A 21807-nucleotide genomic window follows, 5' to 3' on the forward strand; every position below is an offset into this window, starting at 1 on the left:
TTATTTTAATTGATTTATGATCAATTAATTAAGGATCAGGTTTATGATTAAGGTTGAGCTATTATGTGTTTTTTTGCCTTTAATAGGTTCTATTTTTGGTAATATGATAAATAATAGGTTAATTTCTCAGTTATTTACCACTTCTTTAGTGGTTTGTGCATCATTGTTATCGTGGTACTTATTTTTTGATTTTAAAGATAGTTATGTTATTACTTTATTTCCATGGATTGACTTATATAAGTTAAAGGTTAACTGGTCATTGTATATAGATTCATTAAGCATGATTATGCTGATAATAGTTAATACAGTGTCAGCGGTGGTGCATATTTATTCGATAGGTTATATGTTTCACGATATAGGTGTATCTAGATTTTTATCTTATGTATCATTATTTACATTCTTTATGTTAATTTTAGTAACAAGTGATAATTTTGTTCAACTTTTTTTTGGTTGGGAAGGTGTCGGGTTATGTTCTTATTTATTGATTGGTTTTTGGTTTGATAAAGCTTCAGCTACTAAAGCAGCAATGAAAGCATTTATTATGAATAGAATAGGTGATTTTTTTTTTATATTAGGAATTATAGCAGTATTTTGGGTATTTGGATCCTTAGAGTTCAGTAAAGTATTCAACATGCTTGATTCAACATATATTGAAGGTGTAATTGATTTTTTTGGTTATTCAGTACCTTATTTAGATGTGATATGCTTGTTACTTTTTATTGGATGTATGGGTAAGTCTGCACAAATTGGTTTACATACATGGTTGCCTGATGCAATGGAAGGTCCTACTCCTGCTTCAGCATTAATTCATGCTGCAACTATGGTAACAGCAGGAGTATTTCTTGTTGTTAGATGTTCTCCATTGTTTGAAGCGTCAGCAATGGCACGCGGTGTTATCTTGATTGTTGGCACATGTACCTGTTTATTTGCTGCGACTGTTGCTATTGTGCAGAGTGATATAAAGAAGATAATAGCATATTCTACTTGTAGTCAGTTAGGGTATATGTTTATTGCATGTGGTTTGTCAATATATAGTGTTGCTGTATTTCATTTGATGACTCATGCTTTTTTTAAAGCACTGTTGTTTTTATGTGCTGGTAATATAATACATGCTACACATGAACAAGACATTCATAAGATATGTATTTCTTGGCGTCAACTACCATTTACATATGTGTTGACTTGGATAGGGTCTTTAGCATTAGCAGGTATTTTCCCTTTTGCTGGCTTTTATTCAAAAGATTTGATTATCGAAAGTAGCTATCACGTTAGTACAATTGCCTTTATAATATGTAATTTGGTTGCATTTTTAACAGCTTTTTATTCTTGGAGATTGATTATATTAGTTTTTCATAGAATCAACTCAAAAAATGATCCAATACATGAATCAGGAAAAATTATGCTTTTGCCTCTATTAGTGTTAGCTATAGGTTCTATATTTTCTGGTATGTGGGGACAAAATTTATTATTAATTAATGATGCTGCATTTTGGAAAAATAGTATAAAAGTACATGAACATGTAGAAGTTGGGTTGTTTGTAAAGATATTACCATTATTTTTAAGTATGCTTGGAATAGTATGTGCTTACTTAAAATATTTTTGTAATTGTTATAGTAATTTGTATTTTAACCAGTTATTTAAATTTCTATATAATAAGTGGTATTTTGATGAATTATATAATCTTGTATTTATAATACCTATTAAATTTATAGCTAATTTCTTTTCTAGAGTAATTGATAAAAAAATTATTGATTATTTTGGGTTAGGTGGTATTACTAAATTGGTAGATTCTTGCTCAAAGGGTAGTGTTAAGATACAAACTGGTTTTGTTTTCGATTATGCATTTATTATGCTATTAGGTTTGATAAGTATTATCACGTGGTTAATTTATAATAATATAAGATTTTAAAGTAATGCTATTTTTGATGATTTTATTGCCAATATTAGGGTCATGCTTATTAGCAGTTAATAATTTTAAGGCAGATGTAATTGCAAAGATAACTTCTTTGTTATGTGCTGGGGCTTCATTCTTTATAAATATTATTGTAGCTGTAAAGTTTGATTATTTATATAAGGGTTTTCAATTTATACATAATCTAGCTCCAGGTTTTGTATTGGGTATAGATGGATTGTCTTTACCGCTTCTATTATTGACAACTTTTTTGTTTTTATTATCTGTTATCTTCACTTTATGTAATATGCAGTTGAGAAATTCGCGTATGTTTCTTGCTTTATTATTGTTACTAGAGGGGTTAACTATAGGAGTGTTTGCTTCACTTGATATAGTGATGTTTTATATATTTTTTGAATCTGTTCTAATTCCAATGTTTTTTATTATAGGAATGTGGGGACATGAAGACAGGATATATGCTACGTTTAAACTATTTTTATATACTTTACTTGGTTCTTTATTATTCTTGATAGCAATACTGTATATATATTTCTTTTCTGGTAAAGTAAGTGATATAGGGCAGTTAACTTATATTTTATCAAATTATTTAAATCTGACAGCACAGAAATGGGTATGGGTTGCATTTTTTATTTCATTTGCAATAAAAATACCTATTATACCTTTTCATACTTGGTTACCTGATGCTCATGTTCAGGCTCCTACAGTAGGATCTGTTTTATTGGCTGGTATTCTAATTAAAGTTGGTACATATGCATTGCTAAGATTTTCTCTCCCTATGTTGCCAGAAGCTAGTGTATATTTTTCAAATTTTGTAATAATATTAAGTATTGTAGCTGTAATTTATGCTTCATTGATATCGTTTGTTCAAACTAATATTAAAAAATTAATAGCATATTCTTCAATAGCTCATATGGGGTTTGTTACTGCTGGAATATTTTCTTTTAATAAATATGGGATATCAGGAGCTGTATTTCAGATGGTGAGCCATGGATTAGTATCTGCAGCGTTGTTTATTTGTGTTGGTATACTTTATAATCGTACTCATACTTTAGAGATAGCAAGATATGGTGGATTAGCAAAAATAATGCCTAAATTTTCTGTTATGTTTATATTTTTTTCAATGGCTTCAATTGCTTTACCTGGTACTTCAGGTTTTATAGGAGAATTTTTGTCTATACTAGGGGTTTTTTATTACTCTAAATTATTCTCAGTTTTTATTGCTATTGGAGTTGTATTAGGTGCTTTATATATGTTGTTCTTATGTAAAAGAGTAATCTGGGGTGTACCAAATTGTGATTTAATTAATTGTAATCTTAATAAGGATGAGTTATTTATTTTAATAGTGTTAGCTGCTTTTATATTATTATTTGGATTATATCCTTATTATATCTTATTAAAATGCTTAACTCCATTCATAGAGCAGTTGTCTTTAAGAAACTTTATACTTTAGTAGCATTTGAGATTGTTTATTATGTATTGGAATAATTTTGTTTATATAATACCAGAAATTTTTTTAGTTAGTTCATCTTTAATTTTCTTATTGTTAGGGATTGTACTAAATAAAAGAGTTATACATGTTTTTTCATTGATTGCTTCACTGATAACTATTGGTGTTGTTCTAATTAATTTAGAGATTGAGCCACGGCTAATTTTTGATGGGCTTTTAAAGTCTGATTTATATATTTCTATTGCAAAAATTGTAATTTTATTTTCTAGCAGTAGTGTTCTATTTATGATGTTAGCATCTGGTAGGGAGTATTGTTATGAGTTTTCGATAATGATTTTACTTGCAGTTTTTGGCTTAATTACCTTAATTTCTGCAAATAATCTACTTTCTTTTTATTTATCATTTGAAATACAAAGTATAACTTTATATGCATTAACATGTTTTGATAAAAGTGCAATTAGGTCTTCTGAATCAGGTATAAAATATTTTGTATTAAGTGCACTATCTTCTTGTATAATGCTATATGGAATTTCTATGTTATATGGTTATACAACAGAAGTTGGTTTCTATGAATTATACAATTTCTTTTCTCATAGCGAAAATATACCTTTAGGTTCTATTTTAGGTATGGTGTTTATTTTAATTAGTATATTTTTTAAATTATCAGTAGCTCCATTTCATATGTGGGTTCCTGATGTTTATCAGGGTACTTCGACTGTTATGACAGCGTTTTTTTCTATAGTACCAAAAAGTACATTTATACTATTATTGATTAGAATATTAAATGAAGTATTGCCTACTTTATCTAAAGATTGGCAACATATAGTGATATGTGTATCTGTATTATCTATATTTGTTTCAGCATTTGGGGCAATGAGGCAAAGTAATTTAAAAAGATTATTTTCATATGCTGCTATTGGACATATGGGGTATATGCTAATTGCATTAGCAATGAATACTTTGGCTAGTAATACAGCTGTGATAATGTATTTATTGTTATATATTATTATGAACATAGGGCTTTTTTCTGTTTTGATACAGTATCGTGATGATAATTGTAATGTATTGAATTTAAAAGGATTACATACTACCTCTCCAGTAATAGCATTTTGTATTGCTGTAACTATGTTATCCATGGCTGGAATACCACCTTTGGCTGGATTTTTTGCTAAGTATGATATATTGTCAAATTTAATAGAGAATGGTTTTATAAAAATTGCAATAACTTTTGCTCTTGTAAGTGTTGTTTCATGTTATTACTACCTGAGAATTATTAAGATAATGTATTTTGATGATTTAAATGATACTTCCTATGCTGTATCAGTAGTGAATAAGAAATTATCTGTTGTCCTATTGTTTACAGTATTAATTAATTTTATATTTTTTGTATTTGTTGGTGATGTAAGGCGTATTATAAGTTATTTTCTACATTTTAATTTTTTTAATGGATAATGTCTGAATATTCGATATATAATATACTGAATTTATTCAATATTAAAACGTGTGAAAACAATTTCAATATTTGGCTCAACTGGTGCTATTGGTCAGATGATTATTGATATAATATTTGCTGATCTCGATAAATATCAAGTAAAGGTATTAGTTGCAAAATCAAATGTTCAGTTATTAGCATTTCAGGCTAAGTTAGTTAATGCAGAAAGAGTTGTTATTGCTGATGTTGATTTGTATCAAGAATTAAAAGATTTATTGGTTGGTACTAATATTAAAGTTAGTGCTGGAGATTCTGGGATGGTTATGGCTACATCTTTAAATGTAGATTATGCAATGATGGCTATTGTAGGAATAGCAGCGCTTATACCGATGACTTATTTAATTAATTCGAATGTTAAAGTTATTGCATTAGCAAACAAAGAAAGTATAGTTTGTGGAGGAACATTATTACTTAGTTTAGCAAAAGAAAAGGATGTTAATATTATTCCTGTAGATTCAGAACACAATGCTATACATCAGATATTTTCTAATAATGATAAAAGGGATTTGGAAAAAGTTACTTTAACTGCATCTGGTGGTCCATTATTATCAATGGATTATAATCAAATGAAAAACGTGACAGTTCAGGATACAGTTAAGCATCCTATTTGGAAGATGGGGAAAAAAATATCTGTTGATAGTGCAACTATGATCAATAAGTCTCTTGAAGTTATAGAGGCTTATTATTTTTTTTCAATAAAAGCTGAAAAACTAGATATAATTATACATCCTGAATCTGTAGTGCATGGGATAGTATCTTATATAGATGGTACATCTATTGCTGTTATGTCTGTACCAGATATGAAAATTCCAATTATGTATACATTATCTTGGCCAGATAGGTCATCTGTTTTGTGTAGAAAACTGAATTTAGCATTATATAATCAGTTGACTTTTATAAAACCTGATGTTTATAAGTTTCCTGGTATAAAATTAGGGTTTGAGGTATTAAAAACATCTAATGTTCCTGCTAATAGCATTATTTTAAATGCTGCGAATGAAGTTGCTGTTGATGCTTTCTTGAATAAGAAAATAGGGTTTCTTGATATTATAAGTGTACTCTATGAAACATTAAACTTAGTTAATTATGGTCGTATTAATTCTCTATCAAGTATTCTTGATTGTGATGCAGTAACTAGAAGGGTAGCAAGTAATATTGTTGATAAATTGCGTTAATATATTAGAATGTTTATTTAATAATATATTGCGAATTGGTTTTGGAGTCTTTTTGTTAATTTGTATAAGTAGTGTTGTTAAGGTTTAATAATATTTAATAAAAAATAGAGAATATTAATTATTAAAAGTTAATTTTCTTTAAATAATGATATATTGTTTTAATTTTATTAAATAATGCATTTACTTAACATAGTGTATTTGGTATAAATACCTTAAAGTAAGAACATGTCTTGTAGGTGTTAAATGTTTAGACGTAATATCTTGAATATATTATTGGTATTAATTTTCTGTTTTGTTATTTCATGTTCAAATAAGAGTAGATATCAGTTTAGCAAGAAATATTCTCCAATTTATAATCCTGATGGTGAAGCTTTTGATAGTAATGTGGAATTTGCTCGTGATTACTCAATTTATAAAGAACATAGAGATGCATTGGTCTCAGGCATTGATAAAAATAGTAAGAATGTTACTACAAAACGCAGGGGAAAACCGAAAGTGCGAGTGGATAATAAAGAATATGAAGCTCCTTTGAAAAAAGGGGATCATGATTTTATGATAGATAGTAATGGCATCAATTTGGTTGACGTAGCAGGTGCTAAATTTGTTGATCCTACAGAAGATGATGACGGTATACATGCTCAAAATGTTAAAGATAAAAATGAAGTTAAACTTCCAGTAGCTAAAACTGAAGATAATAGTAAATTACAAGATGTTAAAGATAAAAATGAAGTTAAACTTCCAGTAGCTAAAACTGAAGATAAGAGTAAGTTACAAGATATTAAAGATAAAAATGAAGTAAAACTTTCAGTAGCTAAAACTGAAGATAAGAGTAAGTTACAAGATGTTAAAGATAAAAATGAAATTAAACTTCCAGTAGCTAAAACTGAAGATAAGAGTAAGTTACAAGATATTAAAGATAAAAATGAAGTAAAACTTTCAGTAGCTAAAACTGAAGATAAGAGTAAGTTACAAGATGTTAAAGATAAAAATGAAATTAAACTTCCAGTAGCTAAAACTGAAGATAAGAGTAAGTTACAAGATATTAAAGATAAAAATGAAGTAAAACTTTCAGTAGCTAAAACTGAAGATAAGAGTAAGTTACAAGATGTTAAAGATAAAAATGAAATTAAACTTCCAGTAGCTGAAACTGAAGATAAGAGTAAGTTACAAAGTGTTAAAGATAAAAATGAAGTTAAACTTCCAGTAGCTAAAACTGAAGATAAGAGTAAGTTACAAAGTGTTAAAGATAAAAATGAAATTAAACTTCCAGTAGCTAAAACTGAAGATAAGAGTAAGTTACAAGATGTTAAAGATAAAAATGAAATTAAACTTCCAGTAGCTAAAACTGAAGATAAGAGTAAGTTACAAGATGTTAAAGATAAAAATGAAGTTAAACTTCCAGTAGCTAAAACTGAAGATAAGAGTAAGTTACAAAATGTTAAAGATAAAAATGAAATTAAACTTCCAGTAGCTAAAACTGAAGATAAGAGTAAGTTACAAGATATTAAAGATAAAAATGAAATTAAACTTCCAGTAGCTAAAACTGAAGATAAGAGTAAGTTACAAGATATTAAAGATAAAAATGAAATTAAACTTCCAGTAGCTAAAACTGAAGATAAGAGTAAGTTACAAGATGTTAAAGATGAAAATGAAGTTAAACTTCCAGTAGCTAAAACTGAAGATAAGAGTAAATTACAAGATGTTAAAGATAAAAATGAAATTAAATTTCCAGTAGCTAAAACTGAAGATAAGAGTAAGTTACAAGATATTAAAGATAAAAATGAAGTTAACCCTCTAATAACTGAGAGTATGGCTGATAATTTGAATGATAATGGTGACAATCAGGCTGATAAAAAAGACAAAGGGTTGCGTTCATTATTGAAATTTTCAAAAGTAGAAAATAATAAAGACAGAAATTCCAATGGTAATTCAGAAAATCATAAAGATAATATTGATAATGATGAAGAACCTGTGCTATCTCAATCAAGACATGACCTAGAGCCTGCTAAGCTAATTTCTGAGGGGAGTGAACAAAAAAATAATTATAAAGCTGTACACTTTTTGTCATTTTTAAAAGAGCAAAATAAAGATCAAAATGATACTACAGAAGAATTACAAAAAGCAGAAAATAAAAATGATCAAGAGAATGCTGAAGTATCTGAGCACAATGGTCAAGTTAATATTGGTAATGACGGTATAATGTCTGAAGAAGAGAAAGATTACGTATTATTACAACGTATTGAAGGGATGAAAGAATATGATGAAGATTACAGTATTACTTATTACTATAATGATTAAGGTATGGCATACTATGAGGAGTAGAGTGTGTAAAATTTGGAGAAATTAGTAGATTTATTGGCTTTAGCTATGTATAATTCTGGTTTTATGTGTAAGATTGTATTGTAGTATGCAGTATGATGTTGTAAGTAGAATTTTAAATGAAGAGGAGTTGTTTGGCTATATCTTAAAGAAAAGTAAAGTAACTTATGAAGTAAAAGTTGGTGATATCATAATTGGTGGTAATAACCCTGTAGTAGTACAATCTATGGCATTAGGTGGATCTGGAGATGTACATAAAGATGCACATGAGGTTTTAGAATTAGCGCAAGCTGGGTCTGAGTTGGTAAGAGTTGCAGTTAATTCAGAACAAGCTATGAAAAATATTCCTTATATGAGGGATGTATTAGTAGATCATGGCTTTAGTGCTAAAATGATAATAGGATGTGGGCAATATGAAATTGCTAGATTAGTAAGGGAATATCCGGAATGTGCAGCTGCTTTAGGAAAAATACGTATTAATCCAGGAAATGTTGGGTTTGGGAATAAGCGAGATAAGAATTTTGAAGATATTATCGAGTTTGCAATAAAGTATGATATCCCTATTAGAATAGGTGTGAATTGGGGAAGTTTAGATAAATATTTAGCTTCAAAATTAATGAATGATAATGCATTACTTAGTAATCCTAAACCAGATTATATAATTTTACAGAAGGCATTAGTAATTTCTGCGATAACAAGTGCTAAACGTGCAGAAGAAATTGGTTTACCTAAAAATAAGATAGTTATATCTTGTAAAACAAGTAAAATACAAGATTTGATTCCTGTTTATACTGTGTTGTCAAATGTATGTGATTATCCATTACATTTAGGGTTAACAGAGGCAGGATCTGGTACAAAAGGAATGGTTAGTAGTGCCGCAGGGATATCTTATCTATTACTAAATGGGATAGGAGATACTATACGTGTTTCGCTGACTCAGCGGCCAGGAGAACCAAGAAGTACTGAAGTTAAGTTGTGTCAAGAAATTTTGCAAAGTATAGGATTAAGGAATTTTACTGCACAAGTGACTTCATGTCCAGGTTGTAATAGAACTAACCCTAAATATTTTCATCAATTATCTAAGGATGTAAATGATTATATTGCAGAGCGTATGCCGGTATGGAGAAGTACTAATCCTGGATCTGAAAATATGGCTGTAGCAGTTATGGGTTGTATAGTGAATGGTCCTGGTGAAAGTAAACATGCAAATTTAGGAATTAGCCTTCCTGGTCATGGTGAAAGACCTGTGGCTGCAGTGTATCAAAATGGAGAAAAGTTATGTACTTTAGAAGGTGATAATATTTTTGAGCAATTTACATCAATAATTGAGAATTATGTTAATGTCTATTATCAATAATAAGGAAGGTAGTTTATATAATGGAATCCACAACTGGTGAAATGTTGTTTTTTAAGCATTTTGAGGAATTGAGATATAGAATATTTTTTTGTGTTATATTTTTTTGTATCATGTTTGGTGTATGTTATTTCTTTTCTGAAAGGATATATAACTTTTTATTAATTCCTCTAATAGATTTAGAAGGTACTAATCCTGAATTTTCTTTAATATACACTGATTTAACAGAAGCTTTTTTTGTATATTTAAAAGTTGCTACTATGGCTGCTTTATTATGTTCTTTTCCTGTCTTTGCATGGCAGTTTTATATGTTTTTAGCTCCAGGGTTATACAAGAAGGAAAAATTAGTGTTGTTACCCTACTTAATATCAACCCCAGTGCTTTTTATTCTTGGAGCTGCAATGGTATACTATTATATATTTCCTTTAGCTTGGAGATTTTTTATTGCATTTGAAAACAGAGATGCTTCAATGGGTGTGCCAATAGAATTTATGCCATCAGTAAGCGAGTATCTAGATTTAGTCTTACACCTAATGTTTGCATTTGGAGTAGCATTTCAAATTCCTATATTTTTAACGTTAATGTCCAGGATTGGCATAGTATCTGCGAAAGGTTTAGTACGAAAGCGAAGAGTTGCAATTGTAGTTATTTTTATTCTTGCTGCTATACTAACACCACCTGATGTATTAAGCCAAATAGGATTAGCAATACCAATGTTGTTATTATATGAAGCATCAATACTAGCTTGTAGGTATATTGAACGTAACAAATAATATTGTGTTACTTGTAAAAATGTTGTTTATATGTCATGGTATTGTGAGCTAATTAATTTGTAGTGGCTTAAGTAATGAGAAAGATTGCTGAAATATTCTTACAAAGGAATAGAGTATCAATATTTCTATTAGTAATTATATTGATATTTGGTTGTTATTCCTATTTTTATATTCCTAAAGAAAAAAATCCTGAAATAAAAAAACCTATTTTGTCTATTCATACTAGTTTACAAGGAATGTCATCTGAAGATGTAGAAAAGTTTTTAGTATATCCTATTGAACGAGAAATTAAGTCTATTAAAGGTGTTAACAGAATTATCTCAATAGCTAAAAGCGGCTATGCAAATGTAATATTGGAATTTAATGTAGGGTTTAACCATAAAGAAGCTTTGGAAAATGTAAGATCGAAAATAGATATAATACGTGCTAAATTGCCTCAAGAGGCAACTTTTCCTATAATAAGTGAAGAAAATTTCAGTTTATTTCCAGTATTAAGTATAGCTTTAATTGGTGATTTGCCTAATAGAACATTATCTAAAATTGCAAATAATTTACAATCTAGATTGGAAAGTTTACCTAATGTAGAAAGTGTAAAAATTATTGGAAATGGTAAAGATGTTGTTGAGATAAATATTTCTCCTGATGTTATTAATAGTTATAACTTACAAGTACAAGATGTAATAATGGCTGTATTAAATAATAATCAATTTGTAAATGCTGGAAATTTGGATTCTATGGTTGGTAAGTATACATTACATTTACCAGGTATTCTAAAAAATATACAAGATATCATGAATATACCAATAAAAACGGATGGATATTCTGTTGTCACTGTAGGCGATATTGCTACTATAAAACCAATTTATCAAAATAACAAAGAATTTGTTCGAGTAAATAATCATCCATGTTTAGTATTAGAGGTATCGAAACAAACAGGTAAAAATATTATTGAAACTATATCTCAAGTAAAAGAACTTATAAATAATTTAGGGGATATATTGCCAAAAAACTTATCAGTTGTTTATCTCCAAGATGAATCAGGAGAGATATCGGATATTTTAAATGAATTACAAAATTCTATTTTGATGTCAGTTTTACTAGTTGTGATCATTATGATGATATTTATGGGAATTAAGACTGCGTTATTAGTTGCTATATCAATACCAGGATCTTTTTTATTTGGTATTATCATTATGTATTTACTAGGATATACATTGAATATAGTGATTTTATTTTCCTTAATTATGGCTGTTGGAATGCTTGTTGATGATGCCATAGTTATTACTGAATATGCAGATAGGAAAATGATTAGTGGGTTAAATAAGGTAGAAGCCTTTAAGCAAGCTGCATATGATATGTTTTGGCCAGTTGCATCGGCTACTTTAACAAAATTAGTGGTGTATATTCCATTGTTATTTTGGCCTGGAACTACTGGTGAATTTATGAAGTATATTCCTATTGCATTAATTACGACTTTAAGTGGTTCGTGGATTATGGCTTTGATTTTTATTCCAGTTTTAGGTGCTATTATTGGAACGCCATCGGTAACTGATAAAAAAAGCGTAGCAAAGATTGTAGCAGTGAGTACTGGTAATTTTATACATTTAGGAAAATTTACTAAAGGTTATAGTAAAATTTTAAGTAGTGTACTTGATTATCCTAAAAAATTTATTTGTGTAATAGTTAGTATTTTACTTGTCTCTACATTGGGATATTTTATAATTGGTCCAGGTATAGAGTTTTTTCCAAGTATTGACTCAGAAAGAATACTTATTACTATAAGAGCAAGTAATAATTTATCTGTTCATGAAAGAAGTGATATATTACAAGAAATTGAGCAAAGAATTTCTGATATATGTGATATAAAATTTATTTATATAAAGGCTGGTTTATTTGATTATTCATTAGATGTAGATAATATTATTGGGAAAATTCAAATAGAATTAAAAAAATGGTCTGTTCGTAGGAAATCTGAAAAAATATTAAGCGAAATAAAAAGTAAGTTACAAGATGTAAAAGGTATCATTGTAAATATTACAGAGGAAAAAATGAAGCCAGTAATTGGCAAGCCAATACGCATTGATATTAGCTCATATGATATAACTAAACTTAATGATATGACTAATAAGGTAATATCTATTATGAATAATTCTTTAGGATTTGAGAATATTACGGATAATAGATCATCCTTAGAAATAGAATGGAAAGTTAGTATTGATAAAAACAAAGCAATAAAATCTGGTGTTGATATTTCTATAATGGGCAAATTTATAAAAATGATAGCTGAAGGAATATTATTAAATAGTTATCATCCAGATAATGTTAATGATGAAGTAGATATTATTATGAGGTTTCCTAAGGAATATCGTAATTTAAATACATTAGGTAATTTATTTGTCAGTACTTCACACGGATATACTGCTGTCAGTGATTTTATTATTCATAAAGCTCAACGTAAGGAGGGTGGAATAAATCATATTAATGGTATGAGAACAGTTAGTGTAGTGGCTGATTTGTCTGAAGGGTATTTGTTGAAGAGAATGATAAATTTTTTGAATCAAAAATTTAAAGATAATTTTGATCCAGAAGTGTCAGTTGAAGTAAAAGGAGAGATAAAGGATCAAGAAGAATCGCAAGGGTTCTTAATAAAAGCATTTTTTATTGTAACAATACTTATTATGCTGATTCTAATTACTGAATTTAATAGTATTTATGATACATTAATTATTATAACAGCTATTTTCTTGTCAACTACTTGTATATTTTTTGGATTTTTCATTACAGGCCATGTTTTTTCTGTAGTTATGGGAGGAGTAGGTGTTATTGTTCTGGCTGGGGTAATAGTAAATAATAATATTTTGCTTCTTGATGCATTTTATATTAATATGAAGACTACATGTAGTAAAAAAGATGCTATAATGAGAGCAGCTTTGTCTAGAGTTAGGCCAATATTATTGACAGTTGTTACTGGGATTATAGGATTAGTTCCTATGATATTGCATATAAGTTGTGATTTTATTAATCGACAAATTATTTATAATTCGCCATCAAGTCAACTTTGGTTCGAGTTATCTTATACCATAGCTACTGGATTATGTTTAGCTACTGCTATTACCTTATTTTTTACTCCCGCGTTGCTTATGATTGGAAAATATGATAAAACTACTAGATAAATTTGCAGTATATATAGTAAGTTTACTGTTGGGAGAAATTACTTGACTTAAATAGTAGTTATAATATAAACTGCTACCGCGGTTTTATCTGAATATATGTCATTTTTTAATAATCAGGTGCACTAAATCTTAGTTTTTTGTACATAGGTTTTTACTAAGGGTTTTTATGGTTAATCTACAAAATTTTGATAACTTAGAATTAATAAGGGTGGCTAAGGATATTGCTGATCAAAAAGGCTTAAATTTAGATGTAATAATCAGGGCTATAGAGGAGGCCATTCAATTAACTAGTCGCAGTAGATATGGAAATTGTAAGATTAAAGTCACAGTAGATAGAAAAACTGGTGTAGTAGCCACTTACAGGCAAGTACTAGTTATTAATGATAATGGTGATATTATTATTCCTGAAAGCAAGGAAAATGAAATAGATTCTTCTGATATAAGCAAATATAAATTAATTACTTTAGCAGAAGCTAAGCAAATTGATAAGAACGTTGAAGTTGGTGATATAATGTTGGAACCTCTTCCTGTTATTGATCTTGATTATAGTTCTGCTAAAATTGCAAAGCAGAAGATTGCTCAAGTTATTATTTCAGAAGAACGTAAAAAGCAATATGAAGATTTTAAAGACCGTATAGGTGATATTGTTTATGGCACTGCTAAACGTATAGAATATAATAATGTTATTGTAGATTTAAATGGTAATGAAGGTTATTTATCAGCTTCAAATTTAATAAAAGGTGAGGTGTTTCGTGTTGGTGATAGAGTAAAAGCTCATATAGAGGATGTGCGAAAAGAAAATTCAGGACCTCAGATATTTCTCTCAAGAATTAGTAAAGGCTTTATGGAGCAATTGTTCAAGCAAGAGATACCAGAAATATATGATGGGATAGTTACAATTAAAGCAATAGCTAGGGATCCAGGTTCAAGGTCAAAGGTTGCAGTTTTTTCTTCTGATAAAAATATTGATCCAGTAGGTGCATGTGTTGGTGCTAGGGGTGTGAGAATTCAAAGTATTATTTCTGAATTACATGGAGAAAAGATTGATGTAATTTTATATTCTCCAGAACTTGCTAAATTTATAGTTAATGCTATAGCTCCTGCAGAGGTTTTAAAAGTCATTATTGATGAAGATAAAGAGAAAGTAGAGTTGATCATTCCTGAAAATCAATTAAGTTTAGCAATTGGTAGGTATGGACAGAATATTAGATTGGCATCTGAATTAGTTGGGTGGAAAATAGATGTAATAGGAGATGAGACTGAATCTAGTAGAAAAGCAAAAGAATTAAGTGCAGGTTCAAAAATATTTGTTGAGGGATTAGATGTTGAGGAGATAATAGGACAATTGTTATTTACTGAAGGGTTTGTTAGTATTGAAGATATAGATCAAGCATCTATTAATGATATTTCTGCGATAGATGGGTTTAATGAAGAAATTGCAGAAGAGTTAAAGAATAGAGCAGCTGATTATTTAATGCGTAAAGATGCTGAGATGAAGCAGATTTTAGATAGTTTGTCTGTTGATAAAGATGTTACTATGCTACCATTTTTAAGACCAAGTGACATTATAGCGTTATCTAAAAATGGTATTAAAAGTCTTGAAGATGTTGCTGGGTTATGTACAGATGAATTTTTCGATATTATTCCTGATATTACATTGACTAAAGATCAAGTAGACTCTGTTATATTAGAGTCTCGTAAAAAAATAGGATGGTTATAACTTTTGTTTTGGGTAGTTGTCTATGAATGAGTCTAAAGGTGTTGTAGGTGGTGGGTTGATGTCAGGTAAAACTGAACGTACAACACTCAAACTTAGTGATAAGTTAAAACTATCTTCGAATATACAACAGGGTACAAAATTTGCCTTAAAGAAGTCTGTAACTACTGTAGAAGTTCGTAAAAGTAAAAAGAGAAAAGATATTGATAATCTTGAACAAGCTTCCGTAATATTGCAAAATGGTAATGCTTATCAAGGTAGTGAACATAATAATTCATTAACTATACAAGAACAAATTTCTCGTATGAATGCTTTGCAAAATGCTAGTGTCTATGAGAAAAAAGAGGATACAATTGATGATAAAATTCTTAAGAAAGAAGAAGTTATTGGTGTTGAAGTAACAGAGTCAGTATGTACTGAAGGAGATGGCAGTAATGCTGTTACTGTTGAGGAAGAAGCTGCTGAAAAAGTTGAAAAAGAAGACATAGAACAAGTACTTGAAGAAAGTAATAATAATGCTGATTCAATGTCTTTAAATATTGTTGAAGGTAAGCAGGAACAAGTTGAAGATAGTAATATAAGTGATTTATTACAGTCTAAGGGTATTGAAGAGAAAAAGCTTAAGAAATTTGAGAAAGAACATGAAGAAAAGAAAGGAAATCCTAAGAAAGTAGTTTCTAATAGCATGTATAGTAAGCATGTAAAATTAGTAATAGAAGAAGAATTAGAGGATAATAATAAACATATCATTCAAGTGCATAAAAGTAAGAAAAATCGTTCAGTTAACTCTACAAAGAATAAGATTACCCGCAAAGTTCTAATACAAAAAAGAATTACTTTACAAGAATTAGCGAGTAATATGTCTGAAAGAATAAAAGATGTGCAGAATATGTTGTTTCAAATGGGAAAGCGTGATGTTAAGCCAACAGATTTTTTAGATTCAGATCAAGCTTCTATAATTGTGGAAGCTTTTGGCCATACTTTTAAGTTGGTAAATGATGGTAAATTAGAAGAAGATTTATATTCTGATGGTAATGATGAAAAATTGCTTCCTAGAGCACCTGTTGTAACTGTTATGGGACATGTAGATCATGGAAAGACTTCATTGCTTGATGCTATACGTAAATCAAATGTTGCGGATGGAGAATTTAAAGGCATTACACAACATATAGGTGCATATCAGATAATGCTTGATGGTGACAAAAGAATTACTTTTATTGATACACCAGGTCATGAAGCATTTACTGCCATGAGAGCATGTGGTACTAATGTTACTGATATAGTAGTATTAGTTGTTGCAGCTGATGATGGTATTATGCCTCAGACTATTGAATCAATTAATCATGTAAAGGCAGCTAATGTAGCAATGATAGTTGCAGTTAATAAAATTGATAAGCACGATGCTAATATCGATAAAATTACTAATAGTTTACTTAATTATGGGGTAATAGCAGAAAGTTTAGGAGGGGATGTTATTGTTGTTCCTGTGTCTGCTAAAGAAAAGATAAATTTAGATCAATTAAAGTCGAGTATATTATTAATAGCAGAGCTATTAGAATTAAAAGCTGTTTATAATACTAGGGCATCTGGGGTAGTTATAGAGTCAAAGATTGATAAAAATTGTGGAGTAATAGCAACTTTAATAGTACAGAAAGGAACTTTGAAAGCTGGTGATATTATTGTTGTTGGTCATAATTCATATGGTAAAGTACGTAATATGTTTAATAGTGATGGAAGAAGTGAAAAGGTTGCTATTCCGTCAATGCCGGTGAAGGTTTTAGGATTAAATAATGTACCTAATTCTGGAGCTAGTTTTATTGTTGTAGATTCTGAAAAGCAGGCACGTGAATTAATTAATTATAGGCAAGAATTATTTAATGCAGAATTAGAAGCAAATGCTAAGCCAAAAATGGATGCTAATAGTATATTAATTGGCAATAAAATTGATGAATTAAATGTGATTTTGAAATGTGATGTTATGGGGTCTGTTGAGGCAATATGCTACTCAGTTAGTAAAATAGGTCATGAAGATATAAAGTTGAATGTTTTATATAAAGGTGTAGGGAATATTACGAAATCGGATGTTTTATTAGCCGAGACATCAAATTCTATAATTTTAGCTTTTAATGTAAAAGCGGATACGCAAGTAAAAGAATTGGCAAAGCAAAAGTGTATTGAAATAAGGCATTATTCAGTTATATATGACATAATTGATGATGTAAAAAAAATATTAAGTAGTATGTTAAAGCCATTACAGCAAGAAGTACAAGTTGGTACTTTATCTATAAGGAAAGCATTTTCTTCTGGAAGTGCAGGAAGTGTACTTGGATGTTACGTAACAAATGGATTAGTTAAGAAAGGTGCGTCAGTTAAATTGCTCCGTAATGGTAATGTTATTCATGAAGGAAAAATTAAGGTCTTACGTCGTTTTAAAGATGATGTGAAAGAAGTTACTGCTGGATTTGAGTGCGGTATCTTGTTGGACTATACAAAAGAAGTATATCCAGAAAGTGATATAATTCATGTATTAGAAATAGTAGAAGAAATTAGAGTTATTAAATGATTTATAAATCTGAGAATTTTAGAAATTTAAAAGTTGCTTCAGTGTTGAATAGAGCCGTATCTAAAGTATTGATGCAAGATATTTACTTAGTTAGTAGTCATTTAGTAACTGTATCTAAAGTGGAAGTAAGTAATGATATAAGAAATGCTACTGTTTTTATTGTAGTTCCTCAAAATTGTTCAAACAAAGAGGATATTATACAAAAATTGAATGATTCATCTTATTTTATTAGAAAAGAGATATTTTCTTATGTAGACCTTAGATATATACCTAGGTTGTATTTTAAATTAGATCATTGTTTTGATAATTTAGTTAGAATAAATCAAATACTAGAATCCCAGTAAGTGTCATTATTATTATAATTATTCCCCGGTAATTATAGGAAAAGCAAACATAAAATAGGGGTAGTTGTGTGATATCTTAATATGTATTCCATCTAATACTAAGATTACACCTAATAGTAATACAAATATGACAGCTATAGTTTTTATATTACTATGTGTAGTGATTGCTTTTATAATGTAATTTGAAAAGAAAATTGTAAATATGATAGAAATAACAAAGACTATTTGAATAATAAAAATATTATGTGTAATGCCTATAGCAGTTAGTATTGAGTCTATAGAAAATATTAAATCTACTATTATTATTTGTAATATTACGAGATAGAAATTTGATTTTAAATTATTGATTTTGTCATTTTTATTGAAAATATCATGCCGTATTTCAGATAAACTCTGATAAATTAAAAATGCTCCTCCAAATATCATAAATAAATTATTTGGGGAGAGGTTAAGTTGTAATAATGAAATAATGGGGTTATTTAGTGCTAGTATGGCTGATGCTCCATATAGTATAACAATACGCATTATCAGTGCCAGTGATAATCCTATATATTTTGCCTTATTACGTAATGCAGGTGATATTTTTGTAACAGCAAGTGAAATAAAAATTATATTATCTACTCCTAAAATTACCTCTAGTATTAACAATGTTAGAAATTGAATAATATAATTTTCCATATCTGATATTCTTCTAGAATGGTTAGTTATATTATTTAATGCATATAATATTAAAAATCTATTGAATATTATTGATTCTACAGTGCTTGTATTTTTATTTTCAACTTATTTTTAATTCTTAGGTGATAGAGTTTTTTTAATTATGAACTGGGGATATTAGTGTTATCAAAAAATCTAGAAGCTAGTTTACATAAAGCACTATCAATTGCATTTGATTTTCATCATGAATATGCTACTTTAGAGCATCTTTTATTAGCTTTAACTGATGACATAGATGCAAGACGTGTTTTTTATGCTTTTCGTGTATCAATTGATAAACTGAAGATTACAATTATAAATTTTCTAAGGTATGAAATACCGACTTTAATTGATAAAGGTATTTCAGAAGTTAAGCCTACTGCTATTTTTGAACGATTAATACATAGAGCCATTATACATGCTCATACTTCTGGTAAAAATGAAGTAACAGGTGCAAATATTCTTGCTGAGATTTTATCAGAAAAGGATTCTTATAGTGCATGTTTTTTACATGAACAAAACATAAAATACTTGGATGTTCTAAATTATACTTCTAATAATAATTTATATGCTGGAGAATTCAACGTAGATCAAGAGTTTGTAAAATATAGCGATTATGGTAAATCAGCAAGTAATGTAAATAAAGATATATTAAAAGACAATGAAACTTTGGATAGTTATTGTGTAAATTTAAATGAAGCGGCAAAAAAAGGGAAAATAGATTATGTAATAGGAAGGTCATATGAATTAGATAGAACAATGGAAGTTCTATTAAGGAGGAGAAAAAATAATCCATTATATGTTGGTGATCCAGGTGTTGGTAAGACTGCAATTGTAGAAGGATTAGCATTAAAAATTATAGAAGGTGATGTGCCAGAACAATTAAAGAGAATGGTAATATATTCTTTAGATATAGGTGCATTATTAGCTGGAACACGCTATCGTGGAGATTTTGAGGAAAGAATAAAATCTGTAATTAAGGCAATAGAAGCAAAGGAAAATGCAATATTATTTATTGATGAAATTCATACAATTGTTGGAGCTGGATCTACTAGTGGTGGGTCACTTGATGCAAGTAATTTGCTGAAACCTGCTTTAGCTAGAGGAACATTGAGATGTATAGGTGCTACTACCTATAAGGAATATAATAATAATTTTGAAAAGGATAGAGCATTAGCTAGAAGGTATCAAAAAATTAATGTTGAAGAGTCCTCAGTTAGTGAAACATTAAGGATATTAGATGGAATAAAGTCTTATTATGAATCACATCACCAAGTTAGATATACTAATCAAGCAATTAAATATGCTGCAGAGTTATCAGATAGATATATTTCAGGAAAGATGCTTCCAGATAAAGCTGTAGATGTTATAGATGAGGCTGGAGTATATTGTAAGTTACATAATACTGGCAATAGAATTATTACTGGAAGTGATATTGAACATATAATTTCTAGAATTACTGAGATACCATGTAGTAATTTATCGTTTAATGACTTAGATAGAATAAAAAATTTAGAAAAAAATCTTAAAAAAAATATATTTGGTCAAGATTTTGCAATTTCTCATCTTGTAGATTCAATTAAGATTGCTAAAGCAGGACTTAGAAATTATAACAAACCTTTAGCAAGTTATTTATTTTCTGGGCCAACTGGGGTAGGTAAAACTGAATTGGCAAAACAATTAGCAAACCATATGGGTATGAAATTGATAAGATTTGATATGTCTGAATATATGGAATCTCATGCCGTTTCTAAAATTATAGGATCTCCTCCAGGATATGTAGGATATGATCAAGGAGGATTATTGACTGATTCTATTTCAAGACATCAGTATAGTGTATTGTTACTTGATGAAATAGAAAAGGCTCACAGTGATATATACAATATATTACTACAAATAATGGATTATGGATGTGTTACTGATACTTATGGAAAAAAGGTGAATTTTCATAATGTAGTGATTATATTAACAACTAATGCTGGTGCTTTTGAATTAAATAGAAATTCTATGGGTTTTGTTAGAAATAGAAATTTTAACCATGGGGATAACGAAAAAGCAATTGAAAAGATCTTTAGTCCAGAATTTCGTAATAGATTAGATGCTGTAATTTCATTTTCATCTTTGAATCAAGAGGTCATGTTGCTTGTAGTAAAGAAATTTATCTTTCAGCTTAAAGAACAGTTAGCAAAGAAAAATGTTCATATAGATGTAGCTGATGATGTGTTAATGTATTTTGCACGATCTGGTTATAGTGATGCTTATGGTGTAAGAAATATAGAGAATATTATTTCTAAAAAAGTTAGAAAATATCTAGCAGAGGAAATATTGTTTGGCAGATTATTTAATGGTGGAAATGTAAAGATTAAACTTGATATTAATACTAATAAATTGGTGTATGATTTTTGTTGTGCGGAAACATAATTTTATATATCAATAACATTAATTAAATATCAAATAGATATATAAAACGGTGTATATTTTATATACGCTATTTTTCTAAAGATTATTATGTGGTCAGTTGTATTAGATATACAAATATTTAACTGCTAAAAATCTATCATAATAGCTTTGATAGAGCTATTAATAATTATTTTACTTAATGTGTGAATGGAAATATTAGTAACTATATTGGTTAATTTATATTTTAAATAATAAATATATTATTTTTTAATTTATTAGAAACAGTAAACTTATGATATTAAAAATTTAATATTTATTCTTGATTAGTAAAATAATAGATGTTAGTATTCAGTTAATTTATTTAAAAACAACCCAAAGATGTTAAACTTTAATAAGAGATTATCTAAATATAACTTAACTATAAGTTATATTGCGTTTTTTA

The 21807-nt window shown here is 28.7% G+C and carries 13 protein-coding genes; 12 read left to right on the top strand and 1 reads right to left on the bottom strand.

The window, feature by feature from the left end; translation table 11 throughout:
* The first annotated feature begins 43 nt into the window (after positions 1 to 43).
* The 11 genes from nuoL (at position 44) to rbfA (ending at position 18269) form a co-directional block, all read left to right on the top strand.
* Positions 44 to 1909, top strand: a complete 1866-nt coding sequence (gene nuoL / locus EHF_RS02235; RefSeq protein WP_044194714.1) for an NADH-quinone oxidoreductase subunit L — start codon at positions 44 to 46, stop codon at positions 1907 to 1909.
* A gap of 16 nt (positions 1910 to 1925) precedes the next feature.
* Entirely contained in the window at positions 1926 to 3362 is a 1437-nt protein-coding gene (locus EHF_RS02240; protein ID WP_232228975.1) for a complex I subunit 4 family protein, read from the top strand.
* Between the two features lie 21 nt (positions 3363 to 3383).
* On the top strand, positions 3384 to 4811 hold the full coding sequence (locus EHF_RS02245; protein ID WP_044194719.1) for an NADH-quinone oxidoreductase subunit N: 1428 nt from the start codon (positions 3384 to 3386) through the stop codon (positions 4809 to 4811).
* 51 nt (positions 4812 to 4862) lie between these two features.
* The gene (gene dxr, locus EHF_RS02250) at positions 4863 to 6026 is read left to right on the top strand and encodes a 1-deoxy-D-xylulose-5-phosphate reductoisomerase (protein ID WP_044194722.1); all 1164 of its coding nucleotides are present in this window, start codon (positions 4863 to 4865) and stop codon (positions 6024 to 6026) included.
* A gap of 243 nt (positions 6027 to 6269) precedes the next feature.
* The gene (locus EHF_RS02255; protein WP_044194724.1) at positions 6270 to 8324 is read left to right on the top strand and encodes a TRP75-related protein; all 2055 of its coding nucleotides are present in this window, start codon (positions 6270 to 6272) and stop codon (positions 8322 to 8324) included.
* 109 nt (positions 8325 to 8433) lie between these two features.
* A complete protein-coding gene (gene ispG, locus EHF_RS02260; protein ID WP_044194727.1) occupies positions 8434 to 9702 on the top strand; it encodes a flavodoxin-dependent (E)-4-hydroxy-3-methylbut-2-enyl-diphosphate synthase in 1269 nt (422 codons plus the stop codon).
* A gap of 20 nt (positions 9703 to 9722) precedes the next feature.
* The gene (tatC, locus tag EHF_RS02265; protein ID WP_044194730.1) at positions 9723 to 10472 is read left to right on the top strand and encodes a twin-arginine translocase subunit TatC; all 750 of its coding nucleotides are present in this window, start codon (positions 9723 to 9725) and stop codon (positions 10470 to 10472) included.
* A 74-nt stretch (positions 10473 to 10546) separates the two neighbouring features.
* Complete coding sequence (locus EHF_RS02270) at positions 10547 to 13645, top strand: efflux RND transporter permease subunit (protein WP_044194732.1); 3099 nt, start codon at positions 10547 to 10549, stop codon at positions 13643 to 13645.
* Between the two features lie 166 nt (positions 13646 to 13811).
* Positions 13812 to 15365, top strand: coding sequence for a transcription termination factor NusA (gene nusA / locus EHF_RS02275; protein WP_044194734.1), 1554 nt, complete (start codon positions 13812 to 13814; stop codon positions 15363 to 15365).
* A 22-nt stretch (positions 15366 to 15387) separates the two neighbouring features.
* Positions 15388 to 17925 (top strand): translation initiation factor IF-2, encoded by a 2538-nt coding sequence (infB, locus tag EHF_RS02280; RefSeq protein WP_052349274.1) that lies wholly within the window; start codon positions 15388 to 15390, stop codon positions 17923 to 17925.
* The gene (gene rbfA, locus EHF_RS02285; RefSeq protein ID WP_044194737.1) at positions 17922 to 18269 is read left to right on the top strand and encodes a 30S ribosome-binding factor RbfA; all 348 of its coding nucleotides are present in this window, start codon (positions 17922 to 17924) and stop codon (positions 18267 to 18269) included. The genes infB and rbfA overlap by 4 nt, the downstream gene beginning before the upstream one ends.
* An 18-nt stretch (positions 18270 to 18287) precedes the next feature.
* On the opposite strand, the gene EHF_RS02290 is transcribed toward rbfA, so the two are convergent.
* A complete protein-coding gene (locus EHF_RS02290; protein ID WP_044194738.1) occupies positions 18288 to 18947 on the bottom strand; it encodes a TerC family protein in 660 nt (219 codons plus the stop codon).
* Between the two features lie 159 nt (positions 18948 to 19106).
* On the opposite strand from EHF_RS02290, the gene EHF_RS02295 reads away from it, so the two are divergent.
* Positions 19107 to 21386 (top strand): AAA family ATPase, encoded by a 2280-nt coding sequence (locus EHF_RS02295; RefSeq protein ID WP_044194741.1) that lies wholly within the window; start codon positions 19107 to 19109, stop codon positions 21384 to 21386.
* Positions 21387 to 21807 lie beyond the last annotated feature (421 nt).

It is taken from the genome of Ehrlichia japonica (assembly GCF_000632845.1).
GTDB lineage: Bacteria > Pseudomonadota > Alphaproteobacteria > Rickettsiales > Anaplasmataceae > Ehrlichia > Ehrlichia japonica.

What these genes read in the sequence shown, in the direction of transcription:
- EHF_RS02270 (WP_044194732.1), top strand. Translation starts at nt 10,547, where the DNA reads ATGAGAAAGATTGCTGAAATATTCTTACAAAGGAATAGAGTATCAATA.
- EHF_RS02290 (WP_044194738.1), bottom strand. Translation starts at nt 18,947, where the DNA reads ATGGAAAATTATATTATTCAATTTCTAACATTGTTAATACTAGAGGTA.
- tatC (WP_044194730.1), top strand. Translation starts at nt 9,723, where the DNA reads ATGGAATCCACAACTGGTGAAATGTTGTTTTTTAAGCATTTTGAGGAA.
- EHF_RS02245 (WP_044194719.1), top strand. Translation starts at nt 3,384, where the DNA reads ATGTATTGGAATAATTTTGTTTATATAATACCAGAAATTTTTTTAGTT.
- rbfA (WP_044194737.1), top strand. Translation starts at nt 17,922, where the DNA reads ATGATTTATAAATCTGAGAATTTTAGAAATTTAAAAGTTGCTTCAGTG.
- ispG (WP_044194727.1), top strand. Translation starts at nt 8,434, where the DNA reads ATGCAGTATGATGTTGTAAGTAGAATTTTAAATGAAGAGGAGTTGTTT.
- nusA (WP_044194734.1), top strand. Translation starts at nt 13,812, where the DNA reads ATGGTTAATCTACAAAATTTTGATAACTTAGAATTAATAAGGGTGGCT.
- EHF_RS02240 (WP_232228975.1), top strand. Translation starts at nt 1,926, where the DNA reads ATGATTTTATTGCCAATATTAGGGTCATGCTTATTAGCAGTTAATAAT.
- EHF_RS02255 (WP_044194724.1), top strand. Translation starts at nt 6,270, where the DNA reads ATGTTTAGACGTAATATCTTGAATATATTATTGGTATTAATTTTCTGT.
- nuoL (WP_044194714.1), top strand. Translation starts at nt 44, where the DNA reads ATGATTAAGGTTGAGCTATTATGTGTTTTTTTGCCTTTAATAGGTTCT.
- infB (WP_052349274.1), top strand. Translation starts at nt 15,388, where the DNA reads ATGAATGAGTCTAAAGGTGTTGTAGGTGGTGGGTTGATGTCAGGTAAA.